General features: G+C 41.2%; 18 protein-coding genes. 13 read left to right on the top strand and 5 right to left on the bottom strand.

The genetic code is table 11. From position 1 onward, the window contains the following. Positions 1-107 precede the first annotated feature (107 nt). Together rpsD and B5354_RS19960 are read right to left on the bottom strand one after the other, a co-directional pair. A complete protein-coding gene (gene rpsD / locus B5354_RS19970) occupies positions 108-710 on the bottom strand; it encodes a 30S ribosomal protein S4 (protein ID WP_079530536.1) in 603 nt (200 codons plus the stop codon). A 332-nt stretch (positions 711-1,042) separates the two neighbouring features. Continuing rightward, entirely contained in the window at positions 1,043-1,522 is a 480-nt protein-coding gene (locus B5354_RS19960; RefSeq protein ID WP_079530535.1) for a GAF domain-containing protein, read from the bottom strand. A gap of 121 nt (positions 1,523-1,643) precedes the next feature. Here B5354_RS19960 and refZ point away from each other — a divergent pair, with 121 nt between their 5' ends. Further along, a complete protein-coding gene (gene refZ, locus B5354_RS19955) occupies positions 1,644-2,252 on the top strand; it encodes a forespore capture DNA-binding protein RefZ (protein ID WP_245804830.1) in 609 nt (202 codons plus the stop codon). Here refZ and hisJ read toward each other — a convergent pair. Then, complete coding sequence (gene hisJ, locus B5354_RS19950; RefSeq protein ID WP_079530534.1) at positions 2,242-3,042, bottom strand: histidinol-phosphatase HisJ; 801 nt, start codon at positions 3,040-3,042, stop codon at positions 2,242-2,244. The two genes, refZ and hisJ, sit on opposite strands and share 11 nt — an antisense overlap. Before the next feature lie 158 nt (positions 3,043-3,200). Between hisJ and ezrA the strand changes: the two genes are divergently transcribed. The 4 genes from ezrA (at position 3,201) to B5354_RS19930 (ending at position 9,128) form a co-directional block, all read left to right on the top strand. Continuing rightward, complete coding sequence (gene ezrA, locus B5354_RS19945; RefSeq protein WP_079530533.1) at positions 3,201-4,892, top strand: septation ring formation regulator EzrA; 1,692 nt, start codon at positions 3,201-3,203, stop codon at positions 4,890-4,892. Positions 4,893-5,025: 133 nt separating this feature from the next. After that, positions 5,026-6,168, top strand: coding sequence for a cysteine desulfurase family protein (locus B5354_RS19940; protein ID WP_079530532.1), 1,143 nt, complete (start codon positions 5,026-5,028; stop codon positions 6,166-6,168). 2 nt (positions 6,169-6,170) lie between these two features. Next, complete coding sequence (gene thiI / locus B5354_RS19935; RefSeq protein WP_079530531.1) at positions 6,171-7,373, top strand: tRNA uracil 4-sulfurtransferase ThiI; 1,203 nt, start codon at positions 6,171-6,173, stop codon at positions 7,371-7,373. Positions 7,374-7,538: 165 nt separating this feature from the next. After that, a complete protein-coding gene (locus B5354_RS19930) occupies positions 7,539-9,128 on the top strand; it encodes an amidohydrolase (RefSeq protein WP_079530530.1) in 1,590 nt (529 codons plus the stop codon). A gap of 171 nt (positions 9,129-9,299) precedes the next feature. Here B5354_RS19930 and B5354_RS19925 read toward each other — a convergent pair whose 3' ends face one another. Further along, a complete protein-coding gene (locus tag B5354_RS19925) occupies positions 9,300-10,103 on the bottom strand; it encodes an NAD kinase (protein WP_079530529.1) in 804 nt (267 codons plus the stop codon). A 242-nt stretch (positions 10,104-10,345) separates the two neighbouring features. On the opposite strand from B5354_RS19925, the gene B5354_RS19920 reads away from it, so the two are divergent. From B5354_RS19920 to B5354_RS19905, 4 genes are all read left to right on the top strand, one after another. Then, complete coding sequence (locus B5354_RS19920; RefSeq protein WP_079530528.1) at positions 10,346-11,338, top strand: class I SAM-dependent methyltransferase; 993 nt, start codon at positions 10,346-10,348, stop codon at positions 11,336-11,338. A 122-nt stretch (positions 11,339-11,460) separates the two neighbouring features. After that, positions 11,461-12,648 (top strand): acetate kinase, encoded by a 1,188-nt coding sequence (locus B5354_RS19915; RefSeq protein ID WP_079530527.1) that lies wholly within the window; start codon positions 11,461-11,463, stop codon positions 12,646-12,648. 209 nt (positions 12,649-12,857) lie between these two features. Further along, positions 12,858-13,682 (top strand): EcsC family protein, encoded by an 825-nt coding sequence (locus tag B5354_RS19910; RefSeq protein WP_245804829.1) that lies wholly within the window; start codon positions 12,858-12,860, stop codon positions 13,680-13,682. 3 nt (positions 13,683-13,685) lie between these two features. After that, a complete protein-coding gene (locus B5354_RS19905; RefSeq protein WP_079530525.1) occupies positions 13,686-14,198 on the top strand; it encodes a MogA/MoaB family molybdenum cofactor biosynthesis protein in 513 nt (170 codons plus the stop codon). 105 nt (positions 14,199-14,303) lie between these two features. Here B5354_RS19905 and B5354_RS19900 read toward each other — a convergent pair whose 3' ends face one another. Then, on the bottom strand, positions 14,304-14,759 hold the full coding sequence (locus B5354_RS19900) for a universal stress protein (protein WP_079530524.1): 456 nt from the start codon (positions 14,757-14,759) through the stop codon (positions 14,304-14,306). Between the two features lie 283 nt (positions 14,760-15,042). Between B5354_RS19900 and B5354_RS19895 the strand changes: the two genes are divergently transcribed. The 4 genes from B5354_RS19895 to B5354_RS19880 all read left to right on the top strand — a co-directional run bounded on the left by B5354_RS19895 (position 15,043) and on the right by B5354_RS19880 (position 18,411). Next, complete coding sequence (locus B5354_RS19895; protein ID WP_079530523.1) at positions 15,043-15,801, top strand: SDR family oxidoreductase; 759 nt, start codon at positions 15,043-15,045, stop codon at positions 15,799-15,801. Positions 15,802-15,968: 167 nt separating this feature from the next. Continuing rightward, positions 15,969-17,087, top strand: coding sequence for an alanine dehydrogenase (ald, locus tag B5354_RS19890; RefSeq protein ID WP_079530522.1), 1,119 nt, complete (start codon positions 15,969-15,971; stop codon positions 17,085-17,087). Positions 17,088-17,214: 127 nt separating this feature from the next. Further along, on the top strand, positions 17,215-17,724 hold the full coding sequence (locus tag B5354_RS19885) for a DUF4178 domain-containing protein (RefSeq protein WP_079530521.1): 510 nt from the start codon (positions 17,215-17,217) through the stop codon (positions 17,722-17,724). A 15-nt stretch (positions 17,725-17,739) separates the two neighbouring features. After that, a complete protein-coding gene (locus B5354_RS19880; RefSeq protein WP_079530520.1) occupies positions 17,740-18,411 on the top strand; it encodes a PspA/IM30 family protein in 672 nt (223 codons plus the stop codon). Positions 18,412-18,453 lie beyond the last annotated feature (42 nt).

The following is an 18,453-nucleotide window of genomic DNA, read 5'->3' as shown; positions in this document are numbered from 1 at the left end:
ACCACCTCAGGTCATCCATTTTTTGGATGACCTGAGGTGGTAAAATTTTCTGGTTCATACATAAAAGAAAACCACCCTGGGATGGGGTGGTTTTCATAAAATAGCTATTAACGAGAGTAGAACTCAACGATAAGAGCTTCGTTAATTTCAGCTGGAAGTTCAGAACGCTCAGGGTAACGAGAGTATGATCCTTCTGCCTTATCAGCATCAAATGAAAGATACTCTGGTACAAAGTTGTTCACTTCAACAGCTTCCTGTACAATGTTTAGGTTCTGTGATTTCTCACGAAGACCAATTACTTGGCCGGGAGCAACGCGGTAAGATGGGATATCTACGCGGCCGCCATCCACAGTTACGTGTCCGTGGTTAACTAGCTGACGAGCCTGTGGGCGAGTACGAGCTAGACCTAGACGGTACACAAGATTATCTAAACGAGATTCAAGGAGAATCATGAAGTTCTCACCGTGAATTCCTTTCATGTTACCAGCTTCTTCGAACATGCGACGGAATTGACGCTCAGTTAAGCCGTACATGAAACGTAGCTTCTGCTTCTCTTGAAGCTGAAGTCCGTATTCAGATTGTTTTCTGCGTTGATTTGGACCATGCTGTCCAGGAGCGTAAGGACGCTTTTCTAGTTCCTTACCAGTTCCGCTTAAAGAAATGCCATAACGACGTGATTTTTTCCAGGTTGATCCTGTATAACGTGCCATTGGTATTTCCTCCTCTTTTATTTTATTTTGCATAAAATAAAAACAGTGTGTTCCTTGTAACGCTGTACATTTTGTTTTCATGCACCATCGCTCCAGCAGCAGAGAGTTACGCGATGCACCTCTTTAATGAGGAACAAAATGAAGACAGTCGCCGGATTCACATAGGCTGCCATTTATTTTACACAAAGGCTATTATAGAATTTTTATAGATATAAGTCAAGAAAGAATCGTGTCAGTCTTTTAGCTACTTTCAAATGTTCTCAAATGAGAAATAGAAAACCGCTCCTATATACAGAGCGGTTTAATAGTTGCCAAAAGGATAAAATATACGATTAAAGATGTTTTTCAAGGGTTTTAACGAATAATGATAGACATTCTTCATCTGTCCCATCAAATCTGCCTACAGATGGGCTGTCAATGTCGAGGACGCCGTATATGGCACCGTCTTTGAAGATGGGGACGACAACTTCGGATTGACTGGCTGCGTCACAGGCAATATGTCCTGGAAAAGCATTTACATCATGAACTCGTTGAGAGGTACCTTCAGAAACAGCTGTTCCACAAACCCCTTTTCCGGCAGGGATCCGCACACATGCAGGGAGCCCCTGGAATGGTCCTAAAACCAGCTCATTCTCCCGCCACACATAAAAGCCGACCCAGTTCACATTTTCAAGAAATTGGTTAAGCAATGAAGATGCATTTGCCAGGTTGGCAATTTGATCAGGTTCTCCTTCGAGCAGAGCGTCCAGTTGCTTGATTAGCAGTTGATATTGTTCTTGTTTTGTACCTCTATATTGTGCGGTCTGAAACATGATAAAACCTCCTATAAAATATTTGTTCGACAGAATTCCTGCTGGATTGTCGGGAATTGATGTACGATTCTTAAAGGATTTTAAGTGATAATGGGGAACTCCTCTAGTAAGGAGGAATTCAATGATGAACCGTCAAAATACAACAAGACAAAAGGTGTTAGATGTCGCCAGCCAACTTTTCTATAGCCAGGGGTTTAACGGAACATCTGTCCGGGATATTGCTAACCGTGCACAGGTTAACGTGTCATTGATTCATTACTACTTTAAAAGTAAGCAAGGGTTGTTCGAATCCTTAGCTGTGCATTACTTTGAACCATATCTTGAGATGATTGAGAACGAAGCAAATGCAAATTTGGAGCAAAATTTAGAATCATTAGTGAAAAGAATTTTACAATATAAGCAGGAACATTATCAACTCTCCTGTTTGGTAAATCGTGAATTGACGTTAAATACTGTTTTTGCCAGAGAAATGCTAGTCACCTATTTAGCTAAAGAGAATCACTTACTTACACAACTTTTATTTAATAAATCGAGCAAACTAGAGATTACTTATAAAGAAAAACTATGCCTGGTCCAACTAAAAGGATTGTTAAATGCTCCATTTGTAATGCCGCTTGAATTTCAGGAGTCTCTTTTAACGGAATCTTCCGTTGCTCACTTTATCGATGTGTACAGTTCCCTTATGATGGAGCGAAAAGCGTTGAAGTCAAAGCGAGTCTTTAGCGTATAAGAGAAGCATCAATAGCTGAATAGCCTTGCTTTAATGAAGAACTGTTGTGTGCATCCGAACCATATATAAGCGAAATCCCTTTTGCTGAAGCCTTTCGAGCTATGTTCAGTGGCGGATAGGCTTCTTTGCAATGTTCTTTTTTTATACCTGCACCATTATAATCAAGGGTTACCGCTCTGTCTTTAATAAATTCAAGAAAGGATTCTGCGATCTGTTCCCATCCAGCAGGCGGCTCATGTAACAGCTGGAACTTTCTAACAAGCGTCATATGGCCGATTCTGTTCGGTTTGAAGGCGCCTAAATCAGCCAGAACTGATTCGCGAAGCATATCAAAGTACAACTGATAGAGTTGATACAGACCACCAACCGCCATTAAAGCACTTTTAAACATGTCCGGACTATAATCTATGCAGTACCATTTATTATAAATAGGGAGAAAATGGACAGATAAGATGCTGTCGTCAAGGGAAGGACCGTATTCATTTAACAATTCCTCGGTTTCTTTTTCAAATCCTCTTATAAAATCAACTTCGAGCCCTGCCTGCACATTGATATCAGAAGCATAAGCTTTCTTCACTTCTTCTATATCCTTAATATACGATTCTAGTAAACGTGGATTCATCCCACTGTCTTTTAACGGAACAGGATCAGTGAAGGAAGGCGGTAATGGGGCATGTTCTGTAAAAGTCAGTGAAGTATACCCAAGTTCAATGGCCTTTTCCACGTATGAATCAAGAGAATCTGAAGTTCCGTGCGGACAATAAGGAGAGTGTACGTGGCCGTCAATCATAATTTTGCACCTGCTTCCCTTGCATTAATTGTCAATATGTTAATAAATTTGAAATATTTTAGCCAAAATGACTACTAACATGGTATCATAAGAAGTATCTAAATTTTATTATTATGATCGTATGATCTATGAACGTGTATTTTGTAAGGAGGCTGTTTATGAGGTACTTCATTGGGGGCATTTTAGTACTGATCGCACTGATCATCATTGGGTTGATCTGGCGAAAAAAAGTGTATGATGAAGTCGACCGTTTAGAGGGATGGAAGATGGATATCATGAATCGGAATGTGACAGAGGAACTATCCCGTGTGAAATCGCTGAATCTCTCGGGGCAAACTCAGGAGCGGTTCGAGACGTGGCGTAACCGTTGGGATCAAATTCTTACTAGAGAGCTTCCTGATTTAGAGGAACATTTGTTTGATGCGGAAGAGGCTGCTGACCGTTACCGATTTAAGCGAGTTAGAAAAGCCTTAAGCCACACTGAGAATGAATTGCAATCGGTGGAACGCGATATTGAAGAAATGTTTAATGAATTGGAAATGCTACTCGATTCGGAGGAAAGCAGCCGTCTCGAACTTGAATCTCTGGCTCCTGACCTGAAGGAACTAAAGAAGAAACTGATACATAACCGTTATCAATACGGTAAAGCAGTGGAAGTTTTTGAATCAAGAATAGAAGAACTTGAGACTGAATTAAAGCAGTACGAAGAGGAAATCGAGCAAGGGAACTATTTAGAGGCAAATGATCTTGTGCACTTGATTCATGAGAAGCTTAGCCTTTTATCTGAGGAAGCGGATGTGTTCCCTGACCGATTGAAGAAGAGTCAAACGGAATTGCCGGAACAGTTGACTGAGCTCTTAGCCGGGGTTAAGGATATGGAAGAAGATGGGTATCGTGTCGCTCACCTAAGTTTAGAACCAGAAGTGCAAAATTATCAAGAACAATTAAAAAAAGCAGTGGACCGTTTAGAAAAGGGAGATCAAGAAGACGTACAAGCTCTTATCGATGAGATTGAAGTTCGAATACAGGAAATTTATCAGACATTGGAACAAGAGGCACTTGCCCATTCATTTGTAGGGCAGCACCACCCTTCTTTTCAGATCTCTCTTGAGAAATTAGAATCCATACTCGAAGAGACAAAACAGGAATTAGCCGGGTTACAAATAACTTATCAAATGGAAATGGATGACGTTGAGTCACACAGAACCATTGAACAATCTATGACCTTATTAAAGAAGAGGTATTTGAACTTTGAGAAAAAACTTGAAGATGGAAAAACATCTTTTACAGAGCTGCGCCAAGAACTTGAAGAAGCACAGGAACAGCTCGAAGAATTGAAAGAGAAACATAGTACTTTCAATGAGCAAATTCAAACGCTCCGAAAAGATGAAATGGAGGCTAAGAACCGACTGGCTGAAATGGAGCAGCGGATTCTCGACACCCATCGCAGACTGAAAAGAAGTAATCTTCCAGGCATTCCGGTCTATTTCTTTGAAGGAATGCAGAGGGCCAGCGAGGATATAGATGAGGTATTCCGAAGTTTGGAGACTCAGCCGCTTGATATGGCAGAAGTAAATCAAAAACTTGAAAAAGCTATTGAGGAGACGGAAGCGATAAATAAAGAATCAGAGGTTGTCATTACACAAGCTCAACTTGTGGAACGATTAATTCAGTATGGAAATCGGTATCGCAGTCAATATCCGCTGCTCGCAGCAGAATTACTTGAAGCGGAAAATGAGTTCAGATCCTATCGTTATGAGGAAGCGCTGGATAGGGCTAGCTCGGCCTTAAATAAAGTGGATCCGCAGGCACTTAGCCGGATCAAAGAAGGAGATCAAGTACCTGTTTAAAATAAAATAGGAATGTGAGTGGAGCTAGCATCCTTTAAAGGATGCTAGCTTTTAACTTTGAGTATAAATATTTAATTTGCCTGCTTGTTATGGTACGATAATGTACTGCGAAATAGGAGAGAGGTGTTTCCTTTTGATATATTTAGATAATAGTGCAACAACTAAGCCTTTACCAGAAGTTCTTGAAAGCTTTAGGAAATCTGCTGAAACCTTTTATGCTAACCCATCTTCCGTTCATCAGTTAGGTAGTGATGCTGAAAGGCTGCTTACAAAGTCCCGGACACTTATAGCTGATCTGATAGGGATTGAGGCCAATGAAGTGTTGTTTACTTCAGGAGGGACAGAGTCCAACAATTTGGCTATAAAAGGAATTGCTTTCAAACACCAATACAGAGGGAAACACATGGTAACGACTACGATAGAGCATCCATCGGTTCTGGAAGCTTTTCGCTCATTAGAATCAATCGGTTTTGAGGTCACGTATGTGAATGTAGATGAAACCGGGCGTGTGGATCCGGATGAAATTGATAACGCTATTCGTAAGGATACGATCTTAGTCAGTGTTATGTCTGTAAACAATGAAATCGGAACGGTTCAGCCGATCGAAGCTATCGGGAGGATTACTAAAAAGTATCCCAAGTTGTTCTTCCATGTCGACCATGTACAAGGCTTAGGGAAAATTCCCCTTCATATAAAGAGTTCGAATATTGATTTGTGTTCAGTATCAGGTCATAAAATCCATGGTTTAAAAGGAACAGGAGCCCTTTTTGTTCGAAAAAATGTATCCTTGTTTCCGTTATTACATGGTGGAAATCAAGAACAAAAGATGAGGGCTGGTACAGAGAACCTTCCGGGTATCGTGGCATTAGCTAAAGCTATAAGGTTAATCAAGCTGAAGGAGAAGAATCAGTTGCAGGAGTTAATAGCGTTGCAAAGTGATTTAAGACACCAGCTCCTTCAAATAGATGGTCTGGTGATAAATTCTCCTGAAAACAGTGCACCGCATATCATTAACATTTCGCTGCCTGGCTTTAAACCGGAAGTACTCATTCATAAACTAGCCGATAGCGAAATTTATATTTCTACTAAATCAGCTTGTTCTTCTAAGCAGTCAGATATTAGTGCTGTGTTAGAGGCGTGTCAGTTAACAACTGACCGAACTACGTCTTCTCTGAGAATAAGCCTATCTTATCAAAATACAAAAACTGAAATCGATCAGTTTGTTCAAGCATTAAAAAGTGCAATCGTTCATTTAACGAGATCGATGAGGAGGTAACTATGGAATTTGACCATATATTAATTCGCTATGGTGAAATGTTTATAAAAGGGAAAAACAGGAAAAAATTCGAAAGTAAACTGCAAAGTAACCTTATTAAAAAATTAAGAGAGTTTCCGGATGTTCGGGTTTCTAAAAAAAGAGAACGAATGTATGTGCTGTTGAATGGAGCAGACCCTCACTCTGTTATGAAAAAGTGTCAGCAGGTATTCGGTATTCACACGTTAAGCTTTGCTGTTAAAGTTAATATGAGTGAGGAAGAAATTAAACAGGCTGCATTATTCGCCCTAAGCGATTCACCTGAAGCACGGACCTTTAAAGTTTCATCTAAACGAGCGGACAAGAATTTCCCAATTCGTTCACAAGAACTGAATCATGTAATTGGGGGTTATGTGCTTTCAAATACAGAAGGGATCACGGTGGATGTCCATAATCCAGATGTTGAGTTAAAAGTAGAATTGAGGAATGGAGCCGCTTATATTACTGCAAAGGATTACCCAGGGGCTGGCGGACTCCCTGTTGGAACATCAGGCAAGTCTCTCTTGCTTCTATCAGGAGGCATAGATAGTCCGGTGGCAGGTTATTTAACGATGAAGCGAGGGGTTGAACTGGAGGCGATTCATTTTCATTCCCCTCCTTATACGAGTGAGCGAGCTAAACAAAAGGTCCTGGACCTCGCCGCTGAACTTTCCAATTATGGCAAAAAGGTAAAAGTGCATATCGTTCCCTTTACGAAGATCCAACAAAAGATACACCGGGAAATGCCGGAAGGATACAGTATGACGATCATGAGGCGAATGATGATGAGGATTAGTGAACAACTAGCGAATCGGGAAGAAATTCTATCCCTAACTACTGGGGAAAGTCTCGGCCAAGTTGCCAGCCAGACAATGGAAAGCATGCATACGATTAATGAAGTAACCAACTTGCCAATCATTCGCCCGCTGGCTGCGATGGATAAGCTTGAAATTATCGATATATCTAGAAAGATCGGCACTTATGAAGTATCCGTGCTGCCATATGAAGACTGCTGTACCATATTTGTACCGAAAGCTCCCAAAACGAAGCCAAAGAGAGAAAAAGCGAACTATTATGAATCAAAAGTTGATTTCAGCCAGGATATTGCAGAGGCGATTGACAAGTCCGTCGTGGTTGAAATGGACCAGAATCAAAAAGAACTGGATAAGTTTGATGAATTGCTTTAAGAAAAGGAAACAGCTCACTATGCACTTAGCATGGTGAGCTTTCTTTGGTTACGACGGTCTAGTTGATAAGGTTCTGCAGGCAGAAATTGCTTTGCTCCTTTTAATTTACAATTTGAAGGGAATTCTGTATGGTGAATATAAAAATAGCTGGGAAGGGGCAAACAAATGAAGTTATGGTATGGCGGGAAAATATATACGATGAAAAAAGAAGGCGACTGGGTAGAGGCTGTTATTTCTGATAAAGGGACGATTGTGGCGACAGGGCACACCCAGGATCTTTACACGGCGTACCAAGAGGCGATAACAGAAGAAATCGATTTAAAAGGTGCTGTAATGTACCCTGGATTTACGGATAGCCACCTTCATATCATTGGCCATGGTGAACGATTAATGCGTCTTGATTTGTCTTTCATGAAATCAGCAGAGGAAGTCAAACAAGCCTTAAGTCTTCATGCTGAACAGCTTGAAAAAGGGAAATGGATTATTGGGGAAGGCTGGAATGAGAATCAGTGGGAAGATAAGCGGATTATACATAAAAAGGAGTTAGATGAACTCACTAAGGACCATCCCATGATGCTTACGCGAGTCTGCCGTCATGCCTTACTAGCTAATTCAAAAGCAATGGAGCTTGCGGGTGTTACAGAGCGGACACCAGATCCTCAGGGCGGAGTGATTGTGCGTGATGAACACCTTGAACCAACAGGGTATTTTCATGACCAGGCACAGGATTTAATTAAAAAGGCAACACCTGAGGTAACTCCACAGTATTTAAGAAAAGCAACAGAGCTTGCCGTCAATGACATGCATGCACACGGACTGGTGGGCGGTCATAGTGAGGATCTGAATTATTATGGAGGGTTTAAGAAGACGTTTGGTGCCTTTACCGATGTGATTAACGGGCAAGATGTGAAATTCAGGGCACATTTGCTCGTGCATCATGGAGTGATTGAAGATATGGATGCTGAGGGCTTAGGTTTTAAAAAAGGTACGGACTTTGTCGAACTTGGCGCTATGAAAATATTCGCGGATGGAGCGCTTGGAGGACGGACTGCCTGGCTCACGAAGGATTACGCCGACGATGCGGGGAATCAAGGTGTGGCTATTTATACGCATGAACAAATGAAAGAGCTAGTTTTAAAAGCACGGCAAAGACAAATGCCTGTTGCTGTGCATGCAATCGGAGATGCTGCAGTAGAGGCGATAGTTGATGTGATTAAAGAACACCCTCTTCAAACGGGAGAAAGAGACCGGATTATTCATGCGCAAATTTTAAGCCCAGCTCTTATAAACAAACTTCAACAGCTTAATGTCATTCTTGATATTCAGCCGACCTTCGTTGCTTCAGACTTTCCATGGGTGATGGATCGACTCGGTCTAGTTCGACTAAAAACCTCTTACTCCTGGAAAACTTTGCTGGATGAAGGGATTGTTTGTGCGGGTGGCTCTGATGCACCTATTGAAGAGATCGATCCATTGCTTGGAATTAGGGCTGCAGTTGATCGCAGGTCTACCTATGACAATGAAGTCTATCAGGTCGAGGAGCGCTTGACGGTTTATGAAGCTGTTTCTTTATATACGAAGGGGAGTGCCTATGCGATGGGCAAAGAAGATTCTCATGGCCTTCTTGAAAAGAATTATGTCGCCGATTTTACCGTTTTAGATCGCGACTTATTTGCTCTTAAGCCACATGAATTAACGGATGCCACGGTTATGATGACCGTGGTAGATGGTGAAATTATGTATCAGCGCGTCTAAGTATAGAGGCTGGGACATGAGTAAATATCTAAAGTAAAAAAACGAACGAAGTGCTGTTTAAGCGAAGTATATTTTCGTAGCGGTTATATGCACCAATTACAGTTTTACTTAAGTTCGGATTTTCAATTGATAAAAATACTTTTGTCCCAACCTCTTTTTCAATGATTCGGTTTATAAAAAGGTGCGTTGTACTCGTTCCCAATAAGAGTTATTTTTCAATTTGACTGTTTTAATAACTTTATCACTTAATTTCACAGTGATATCTTGAATATTTCTGATCGAAAAAGCTTCATTATCCATGCCGATGATCGGGTAATCATTGCCGTCTTGCCGAACGCTCAATCGGAGAGAACGTTCAGAACTTAAAATAAATGATGATCCAAGAGTTCGGTAACGATTATTATTTAATGAGGCAAGTTCACTGACCTGGAAGCACGGAAGTTTAGGATCCACTACTGCCCCTTTGGTTGATTTATTATAGCCAGTACTGCCTGTTGGAGTGGCTACAATCAGGCCATCGCCTCTAAAAGTCTCGAAATAAATCTCATCAATATAAACATCGATAACGATTGATTTAATCAATGTAGAACGGACGCTGCATTCATTTAGACAAAGGTAGCTTGACTCCTCATTCACTGTAGATTCGACAACAGGGAAACGTCTGACTTCAAGTTCGGCATGCAGCATAGAATGAACCATTTCATTATAATTATCAAGGTTGAAATCACAATACAGCCCGGCTTCATCTTTCGTTCTAACGCCAACGTACAAACAATCCTGTCGAAAACCGGTTTTTCTTACTGCCTGGAGGAAAGTACCGTCTCCACCCACCGCTACTATGATATTTGCATCTTGTGCTTTGTCCACTATCGTAAAACCATTTTCATTGGCCAGCTGGTATAATGGTGTCAGTTTTTCTTCCAGCTCAGGGTCTGGATGGTAATAAAAATAGAGATTTCTGCGTTGATTATCCATGTGAGAAAGCCTCCTTCATATCGTCTATCATGTATTTTACCATTTTGGCAAATAAATGGACAGATACTCTGTTCACATGACCTGGTGAAATCATGTAATAGAGAGGGACTGATGTTGAAGTACGTGCTTATTTCCGTTATGGTTAGAAATAGAATTAAGCACGTTTGAGGAACGCATAATTTGCGGAGCGCAATGCGTTCCTTTCGTATGAAATTAGTTTTGAAGGAAGCAGAGGGATCATAATGAAACAAGAAAAGGTAGAGAGTTTATATGTTTGGATCGATGAGACAGCAACAATCATTGAAATGGATTTGAATGTAACGTATTTAGAAGCAGTTGCCGAAACATTGGATACGTTGTTTAATGGACAGCCTTTTGAGGATATAGATGATCAGCTCTCGACTAAGCTAACGAATCAGCTGGTGAAAATTAAGAGTGATGAGTATAGTAAAGAGGAAATACGTAAAGCTGTTCAACTTGCTATATTAAAAGGAATGAAAGATGCTACACAACAGCAGCATCTTATTACACCTGACTCCGTTGCTATGTTCATGGGGTATATAGCTTCTAAGTTATTTGAAGGTGAAGAGCAGTTGAAAGTTTTTGATCCTGCGGCCGGGACAGGAAACTTATTGACAGCTGTACTCAATCAACTTGACATGGAGATTACAGCTTACGGTAGTGAAGTAGACCAGACCCTGATTCAGCTGGCTTTAGCTAATGCCAACTTGCAACAAAATCATGTCGAGTTTTTCCATCAAGATAGTCTGCGGCCATTCTTAATGGAACCGGTAGATTTTGTTTTTGCAGATCTTCCTGTCGGCTATTATCCAGATGATGCCCAGGCTAAGCAGTATCAACTTAAGGCGGAAGAGGACCATTCGTATGCACATCATTTATTTATTGAACAAGGGTTAAACTATACAAAAGACGGCGGTTATTTAATGTTTATCGTTCCGAACTTTCTCTTTGATAGTGATCAATCTAAGCTGCTAAACGAGTTTCTTAGAGAAGAGGCTCATATCGTGGGGATGCTGCAGCTATCAGACTCTCTTTTTAAAGATGAGAAGCACGGGAAAAGCATCTTAATTTTGCAAAAGAAGGGTGAGAGCACAACTCCGCCTAAGCAAGCTTTGCTCGTAAAACTTCCGTCCTTTAAAAACCCGGATGCAATGGCGGATATTCTGGCTCAAATGAATCAGTGGTTTCAAGATTATAAAACGATGGAAAAGTGAGAAAATAAGAAATATATCAAGTAAACGTTATCATATTCCTTAGTCCTTGAAAACGAGTCTGGCTGGTGGTTAAATGGTAGTGGCAGAAAGATACGAACCTATATTTAAGGGGATGAACAACGTTGAATAATATTCTTGCGATCAATGCGGGCAGTTCTTCTTTAAAGTTTCAATTGATTGAAATGCCTGATGAAACTGTCGTGACAAAGGGACTTATAGAGCGAATCGGGCTAGATGACGCTGTTTTTACAATAGAGTATAATGGTGAGAAAGATAAAACCGTAACAGAAATTCCTGACCACAGTAAGGCAGTGTCTTTACTTTTAGCTAAGTTGACAGGGTTCGGGATCATCCAATCACTTGATGAGATTGATGGGGTAGGACACCGAGTCGTACATGGTGGCGAGCGGTTTAGTGATTCTGTCTTGATCACGGATGAAGTCATTCGGGAAATTGAAGATGTATCTGATCTCGCTCCGTTGCACAATCCTGCTAACCTAACCGGAATTCAAGCATTCAAGGAAATTATGCCGAATGTTCCTCACGTAGCTGTATTTGATACAGCGTTTCATCAGACGATGCCGGAACAATCGTACTTGTATAGCTTGCCTTATGAATATTATGAGCAGTATGGAATTCGTAAGTATGGCTTTCATGGTACATCGCATAAGTATGTTTCTGAGCGTGCAGCGGAAATGCTGGGACGCCCTGTAGAGCAGCTTCGCCTGCTTTCCTGTCACCTTGGAAATGGAGCGAGTATTGCAGCGATTGAAGGCGGCAAATCCATTGATACTTCCATGGGGTTTACTCCGCTTGCCGGCGTAACGATGGGAACTCGTTCAGGAAATATTGACCCAGCTTTAATTCCATTTATTATGGATAAAACGGGGAAATCAGCAAACGAAGTCATGAATGTATTAAATAAAGAGAGCGGAATGCTTGCTTTATCCGGATTCTCAAGTGATTTACGTGACATTGAGGAAAAGGCTTCAGCAGGTGATGAGCGTGCTGAACTTGCGCTGGAGGTTTTTGCTAACCGTATTCATAAGTACATCGGTTCATACGCCTCTCGTATGCATGGGATCGATGGAATTATTTTCACAGCAGGTGTGGGGGAAAATAGTACATCCATTCGTGAACGCGTTCTACGAGGTCTCGAGTTTATGGGTGTGTATTGGGATCCTTCTCTTAACCAGGTGCGTGGGAAAGAAGCGTTTGTCAATTATCCGCATTCTCCTGTTAAAGTAATGATTATTCCAACGAATGAGGAAGTTATGATTGCTCGAGATACAGTTGAAAAAGGGTTATAAATTGAGAAAGTTGAGATGTAAAAAACTTCCTCTCTAATTTTGGAAAACACTATTAAAAAGAAAGCTGGCGAGGCTTTTTCGACAGCTTGTGAGTTAGGCATCCTGTGTCTAACTCTTTTTTTGTGTAAACAACCCCTTCCAAATCATTTTCTTTTTCTTCCATTCGAGCTACAATTAAGCTAATGAAAGGTTTTGAAGGAGTGGTGTTTTTGACAAAGCAACGGGTGTTAAAAGGTATTGAGACATGGCGAGAGCACCAATCAAGTTATCAAGCCAATGACTTTGAGATGATGTATGATGATTGGATCCGTGAATCTTTTAGCCGCATCAATCCAGATATAAAACAAAAGTTCTTTTCAAAACTGGATGGCTGGTTATTCCATACCCACGCTTTCCTTCAGGGTTCTGCCTTCCAAAACGATGCACGAGAACGCATATTAACGGTCGGACGGATTTTTCAATCCGATATTACTCACATTGAAGATATGAAGCAGCTGGACGTCAATAAGTTAACGTACATAGCAGATCAGCAGGTAGCGAGAGGCCGTTTGTATTCTTTTGCCCAAGGCGGGTTAACTGGCACGGGAGGCTGGCTGCTGCTCGGGATAGACTTCCCGCTGATGACCATATTGAACTTGCGGGCTGTTCAGTTAATTGGTTTAACATTTGGCCATGAAATGAATCATCCTTATGAGATGATGATTTCGTTTAAAGTATTTCATGCATCTATGCTTCCTAAGCGACTTCAGGCGGCTGCATGGGATCAGTTAATAGAGGAAGTTAAGCTGACTCAGCACCCCTATGTGTATGAAGGTGATGACAAACTTACGGACGAAACGTGGTTTGAACAGCCGATGAAGCAGGCGTTCAAGTCATTGTTTATCCTCATGTTCAAAAGAAAACTAACCCAGGGCATCCCTCTTATTAGTGTAGCGGTGGGGGCTTATTCTAACTACCAATTGACGAAGCAAATGACCGAATTTGCTATGAAATTTTACCAATATCGGCATTTATTAAGTGAAAAGGAGGTATAAAGAATGGGTGTGGAGCAGCACAAACAAAACGCCCCTCATACAGTTCGCTGCATGGTCCTTACCATTAGTGATACGAGAACGATGAATACGGATAAGAGCGGACGATTAATGATAGAAAAACTCGAAGCTGAGGACCACCAAATACATGATTATCGAATAGTAAAAGATGAGATAAACGCTATAAGGAGTGCAGTGCAACAGGGGGTGACGGATGAAGAAATTGATGTCGTGTTAACGAATGGGGGCACGGGAATAGCGAAGAGAGATGTCACGATTGAAACTGTGACGTCCATGTTTGATAAAGAAATTCCTGGCTTCGGTGAGTTATTTCGTATGCTCAGCTATACTGAGGACATCGGTTCGGCCGCCCTTTTATCCCGAGCAGCGGCCGGAGTAACTCATAGAACAGCTGTTTTTTCCACTCCCGGTTCGAGCGGTGCAGTAAAACTAGCTATGGATCGTCTGATTTTACCTGAAATTACTCATGTGGTAAGGGAAGTCCAGAAAGATAACTGAACAAAGATCAACGTATTCCCAGAAAGAACAGAGGATGATCGACTAAAAAACGAACATCCTCTGTTCAGTGAGACCTATAAAAAGCTGAAATCAGTGATTTTCTAATTAGTTCTCATCTGGGTCATCTTCACGTACAACGAGTACATCGCAGCTTGCATATCTTATTATATGTTCGGATACACTGCCGATAAAGAAGCGCTCCATGACGTTTAAGCCGGTAGCCCCACAAATGATTAAATCGGCTTGATGCTTAGGAGCGACATCTTTTGCAATTTTCACCTTAGGGGAGCCGTAATCAATATCAATCACTACATTGGTTACACCTGCGGCTTCTGCCTTGCTTCGGTAATCTTCAAGTAACTCCGTAGCGTATTTCTCGGCACGAATAGCAAGCGAACGGTCGTAGGCCTCTACAGTTGAAAACGCACGGGTGTCAACAATGTGGGCAAGAATTATCTTTGATTGATTCCGATTAGCGATATCGATGGCCTTATTAAAGGCTACCTCTGCAGTTTCAGACCCGTCAACGGCAACGACGATATCTTTGTACTCAAATGTCATCATGAACTCTCCCTTCCTTTAATTACCTTTATTATAACATGACAAAAGTTGTGGTAGTGCTTACTTATGAAAGCGTTTAATAATTTTTTTACATATTAGGAAAATTCCCAAAATATACATATAGAGGCATTTTAGCTGAATGATCATCTTTGTTTATAGTACAGTATATGTATAAACAGTCAGAATTCACAACTAGGACAACATCAGATTTGAGTTTCTCATACGAAGCCTATCATCATCAAAAATTGACCATAATTACCCGACAAATGAAGGGAGAATACATATGCGCCACGCAATCATTACTGCAGGGACGAAGGGGTTGGGGAAGAAAGTAACCGAGCAATTTCTCAAAGCAGGACATTCGGTTACCGTTACCTATCGAACCGATGAAAGAAAAGCTAAAGATCTTTTGGAACAATATAGCAAGATAACAGATAGGATCCAATTGGTCCAAGTAGATGTTACCTCTCAATCTGATCTACAACAACTAGTTAATTCAACAGTAAGCCGCTTTGGACGGATAGATTTTCTAATCAATAATGCAGGACCTTATATTTTTGAAAGGAAAAAATTGGCCGATTATAGTGATGACGAATGGAACGCTATGATCAGGGGGAATCTGGACGCTGCGTTTTATTTGCTGAAACAGATTATTCCGATTATGAGGACACAATCGTTTGGACGAATTATAAACTATGGTTTTCAAGGAGCGGGATCATCGTCAGGATGGATCTATCGCTCGGCCTTTGCTGCTGCCAAAGTTGGTTTAGTGTCTTTAACGAAAACGATCGCCTTTGAAGAAGCTGAAAATGGCATTACATCGAACATGGTGTGTCCAGGCAATATTACCGGGGACATGAAAGAAGCGTCTATCGAACAAGGCAAGAAAATGAGGGATGATAAAACACCGATCGGTAGACCTGGAACCGGTGAGGATATAGCTCGGACTATCGGTTTCCTATGTGAAGAGCAGTCCGATATGATAACAGGGACCATCTATGAAGTCACGGGTGGATTAGATGTCATTAATCGATATCGCTGAAAGAAATACTTCACTTTATTGATAATGACTATAGTTTCTTCTGCGTATTTGATACAATGAAAGGGCTTACAGAATAGTCTTCTGTTCACTTGTAAAAAATGAAGTTATAGCTGAATTCGACAGGAAGGATGCTCCTGGATCGAATCGAAGTAGGAGGTCGAGTATTCGTGAAAATAGGTGTACCCAGAGAAGTGAAAAACAACGAAAACCGTGTCGCCATGACACCAGCTGGAGTGGTCACTTTATTAAATTCAGGCCACCAGGTTTTTGTGGAAACCAATGCAGGCGTTGGTTCGAGTTTTACAGATGAACAATACAAAGAAGCTGGTGCTACAATCGTATCAACTGCAAAAGAGGCATGGGGACAGGAAATGGTTATGAAAGTGAAAGAACCGCTTCCTGAAGAATATGATTTCTTTTATGAAGGACTTATCTTATTTACTTATTTACACTTAGCTCCTGAACCTGAATTAACAAAAGCTTTGATCGATCGTAAAGTAGTCGCTATTGCTTACGAAACGGTACAGCTAGCCAATGGTTCACTTCCTTTGCTCACGCCGATGAGTGAAGTGGCAGGACGAATGGCTTCCCAAATCGGAGCACAATTTTTAGAGAAGTCTCACGGCGGCAGAGGTGTCCTTCTCGGGGGGATTCCTGGAGTGAGAAGAGGAAGAGTAACCATAATAGGCGGCGGTGTAGTAGGAACAAATGCAGCCAAAATTGCAATGGGACTTGGGGCTGATGTTACGATCATCGATCTGAACCCTGAACGTTTGCGTCAGCTTGATGATATTTTCGGTTCAGACATTAATACTTTGATGTCCAATCCATTAAATATACAAGAAGCACTGGAAGAGTCTGATTTAGTTGTCGGGGCTGTTCTTATTCCGGGAGCGAAGGCGCCGAAGCTTGTAACAGAAGATATGGTGAAATCGATACCGGAAGGTTCAGTCATTGTGGATGTTGCCATTGATCAGGGGGGGATTTTTGAAACAACTGATCGAATTACCACCCACGATGACCCAACATATCAAAAACATGGTGTCTTACATTATGCTGTAGCCAATATGCCGGGAGCAGTTCCGCGAACATCAACGATCGGTTTGACAAACGTGACGGTTCCGTACGCTCTGCAGCTTGCCAACAAAGGATATAAACAGGCTTGTAAGGACAATGAAGCACTTATTAAAGGAATAAATACTCTCGATGGCTATGTAACCTACCAGGCAGTAGCTGAAGCCCATAGCCTTGATTATGCTAGTGCGAATGAATTATTAAAAGCATAACTTGACAAACAGTAGGACTTCCCTTCGTTCTACTGTTTTTTTATAAAAAGTTATAATAAAATGAAACCAAGTACGGGTTCATCCCGTACATACAGGTACGAGGTCTTAGTTGAAGAGAGGTGAGCACTTGGGGTTATTTTCAAGATTGTTTTCCAATAAAAAAACAGAAACTCCTGAAGTGAAGGAAAGAACTGTTCTTACTATTCAGGTAGGAGATATCATTACGTTTGACCTTGTGGATTATGAAGTGGTTGGCAAAATTACCTACCGTGATGGGTCTTATGAATGGTATTCCTATCAGCTGCTGGAAGGTACTAACATAAAGTGGCTTTCTGCTGAGATGGATGATGAACTGGAACTTGGTATATATGAGACAATTAAGCTTCCTCAGGATTCCTTTCCGAAGCAAATTGAATATGAAGGCACCATTTACCATAAAGATGAGGAAGGTGAAGCCTATGTGACGGGGGAAGGCCGGAGTAAGAATATAAATGGCCGGACTACTCGTTATGCTGAGTACATTTCTGAGGATGAGGAAACATACCTGTCTTTAGAATCGTGGGGCAGTGAAGTTGAAGTTAGCTATGGATATGATATCGAAGCCTATGAAATAAAAATCATAGCTGGTTCTAAATAATAAGGAGGAAATGAAATGTTTAAACTTTTTAGTCGTGTCAAAACAGTTGTTGGTGCTGAGCTAAATTCTATGTTAGATAAAGCTGAAGATCCAGTCAAAATGCTGGAACAGTTCATGAGAGATATGGAAAGTGATATCCGTGAGGCTGAAAGTGCAGTGGCAAAGCAAATCGCTAATGAAAAAATGTTAAAACGTAAGTATGATGACTCACAGGCATTAAGTGATAAACGTATGAAGCAAGCTGAGAAAGCTATTGAAGCAGGTAACGAAGATCTAGCCCGCCGAGCACTTGAAGATAAAAATAATCATCAGGAACAGGCTGACCAATTTAAAGCTTCCCATGAACGTGCTGAGCAGGATTCTAATAATCTTCGTAAAAAACTTGATGAAATGAAGAAAGAATATCAGGAAATGAAGTTGAAAAAGGATTCGCTTAAAGCAAGAGCGGAATCAGCCAAAACACGTACAAAGATGAATCGGACCATGTCAGGCATTGGCGGCGATGAGTCACGTCAAGGGTTTGAGAGAATGGAAGAGAAAGTCATGCAGTATGAAGCAGAAGCTGAGACCAGTGAGGATCTTTCCAAATCTAATCGTTCCCTCGATGATGAATTTGATGCTTTAGATGATAAGAATAGTGTAGACGATGAATTAGCTGCCCTTAAAAAGAAAATGAATAAAGAGTAAATGGCAGGAAGTTGAATCGTGCCTGACTTTACGTCGGGCACG

Source organism: Halobacillus hunanensis, assembly GCF_900166655.1.
Taxonomy (GTDB): domain Bacteria; phylum Bacillota; class Bacilli; order Bacillales; family Halobacillaceae; genus Halobacillus_A; species Halobacillus_A hunanensis.
This window is presented reverse-complemented; position numbering and strand designations above follow the sequence as displayed.

Coding starts and splice junctions, on each gene's coding strand:
- ezrA (WP_079530533.1), top strand. CDS start 3,201: ATGAGGTACTTCATTGGGGGCATTTTAGTACTGATCGCACTGATCATC.
- refZ (WP_245804830.1), top strand. CDS start 1,644: ATGATGAACCGTCAAAATACAACAAGACAAAAGGTGTTAGATGTCGCC.
- B5354_RS19920 (WP_079530528.1), top strand. CDS start 10,346: ATGAAACAAGAAAAGGTAGAGAGTTTATATGTTTGGATCGATGAGACA.
- thiI (WP_079530531.1), top strand. CDS start 6,171: ATGGAATTTGACCATATATTAATTCGCTATGGTGAAATGTTTATAAAA.
- B5354_RS19900 (WP_079530524.1), bottom strand. CDS start 14,759: ATGACATTTGAGTACAAAGATATCGTCGTTGCCGTTGACGGGTCTGAA.
- B5354_RS19880 (WP_079530520.1), top strand. CDS start 17,740: ATGTTTAAACTTTTTAGTCGTGTCAAAACAGTTGTTGGTGCTGAGCTA.
- B5354_RS19960 (WP_079530535.1), bottom strand. CDS start 1,522: ATGTTTCAGACCGCACAATATAGAGGTACAAAACAAGAACAATATCAA.
- B5354_RS19925 (WP_079530529.1), bottom strand. CDS start 10,103: ATGGATAATCAACGCAGAAATCTCTATTTTTATTACCATCCAGACCCT.
- rpsD (WP_079530536.1), bottom strand. CDS start 710: ATGGCACGTTATACAGGATCAACCTGGAAAAAATCACGTCGTTATGGC.
- B5354_RS19895 (WP_079530523.1), top strand. CDS start 15,043: ATGCGCCACGCAATCATTACTGCAGGGACGAAGGGGTTGGGGAAGAAA.
- B5354_RS19905 (WP_079530525.1), top strand. CDS start 13,686: ATGGGTGTGGAGCAGCACAAACAAAACGCCCCTCATACAGTTCGCTGC.
- hisJ (WP_079530534.1), bottom strand. CDS start 3,042: ATGATTGACGGCCACGTACACTCTCCTTATTGTCCGCACGGAACTTCA.
- B5354_RS19930 (WP_079530530.1), top strand. CDS start 7,539: ATGAAGTTATGGTATGGCGGGAAAATATATACGATGAAAAAAGAAGGC.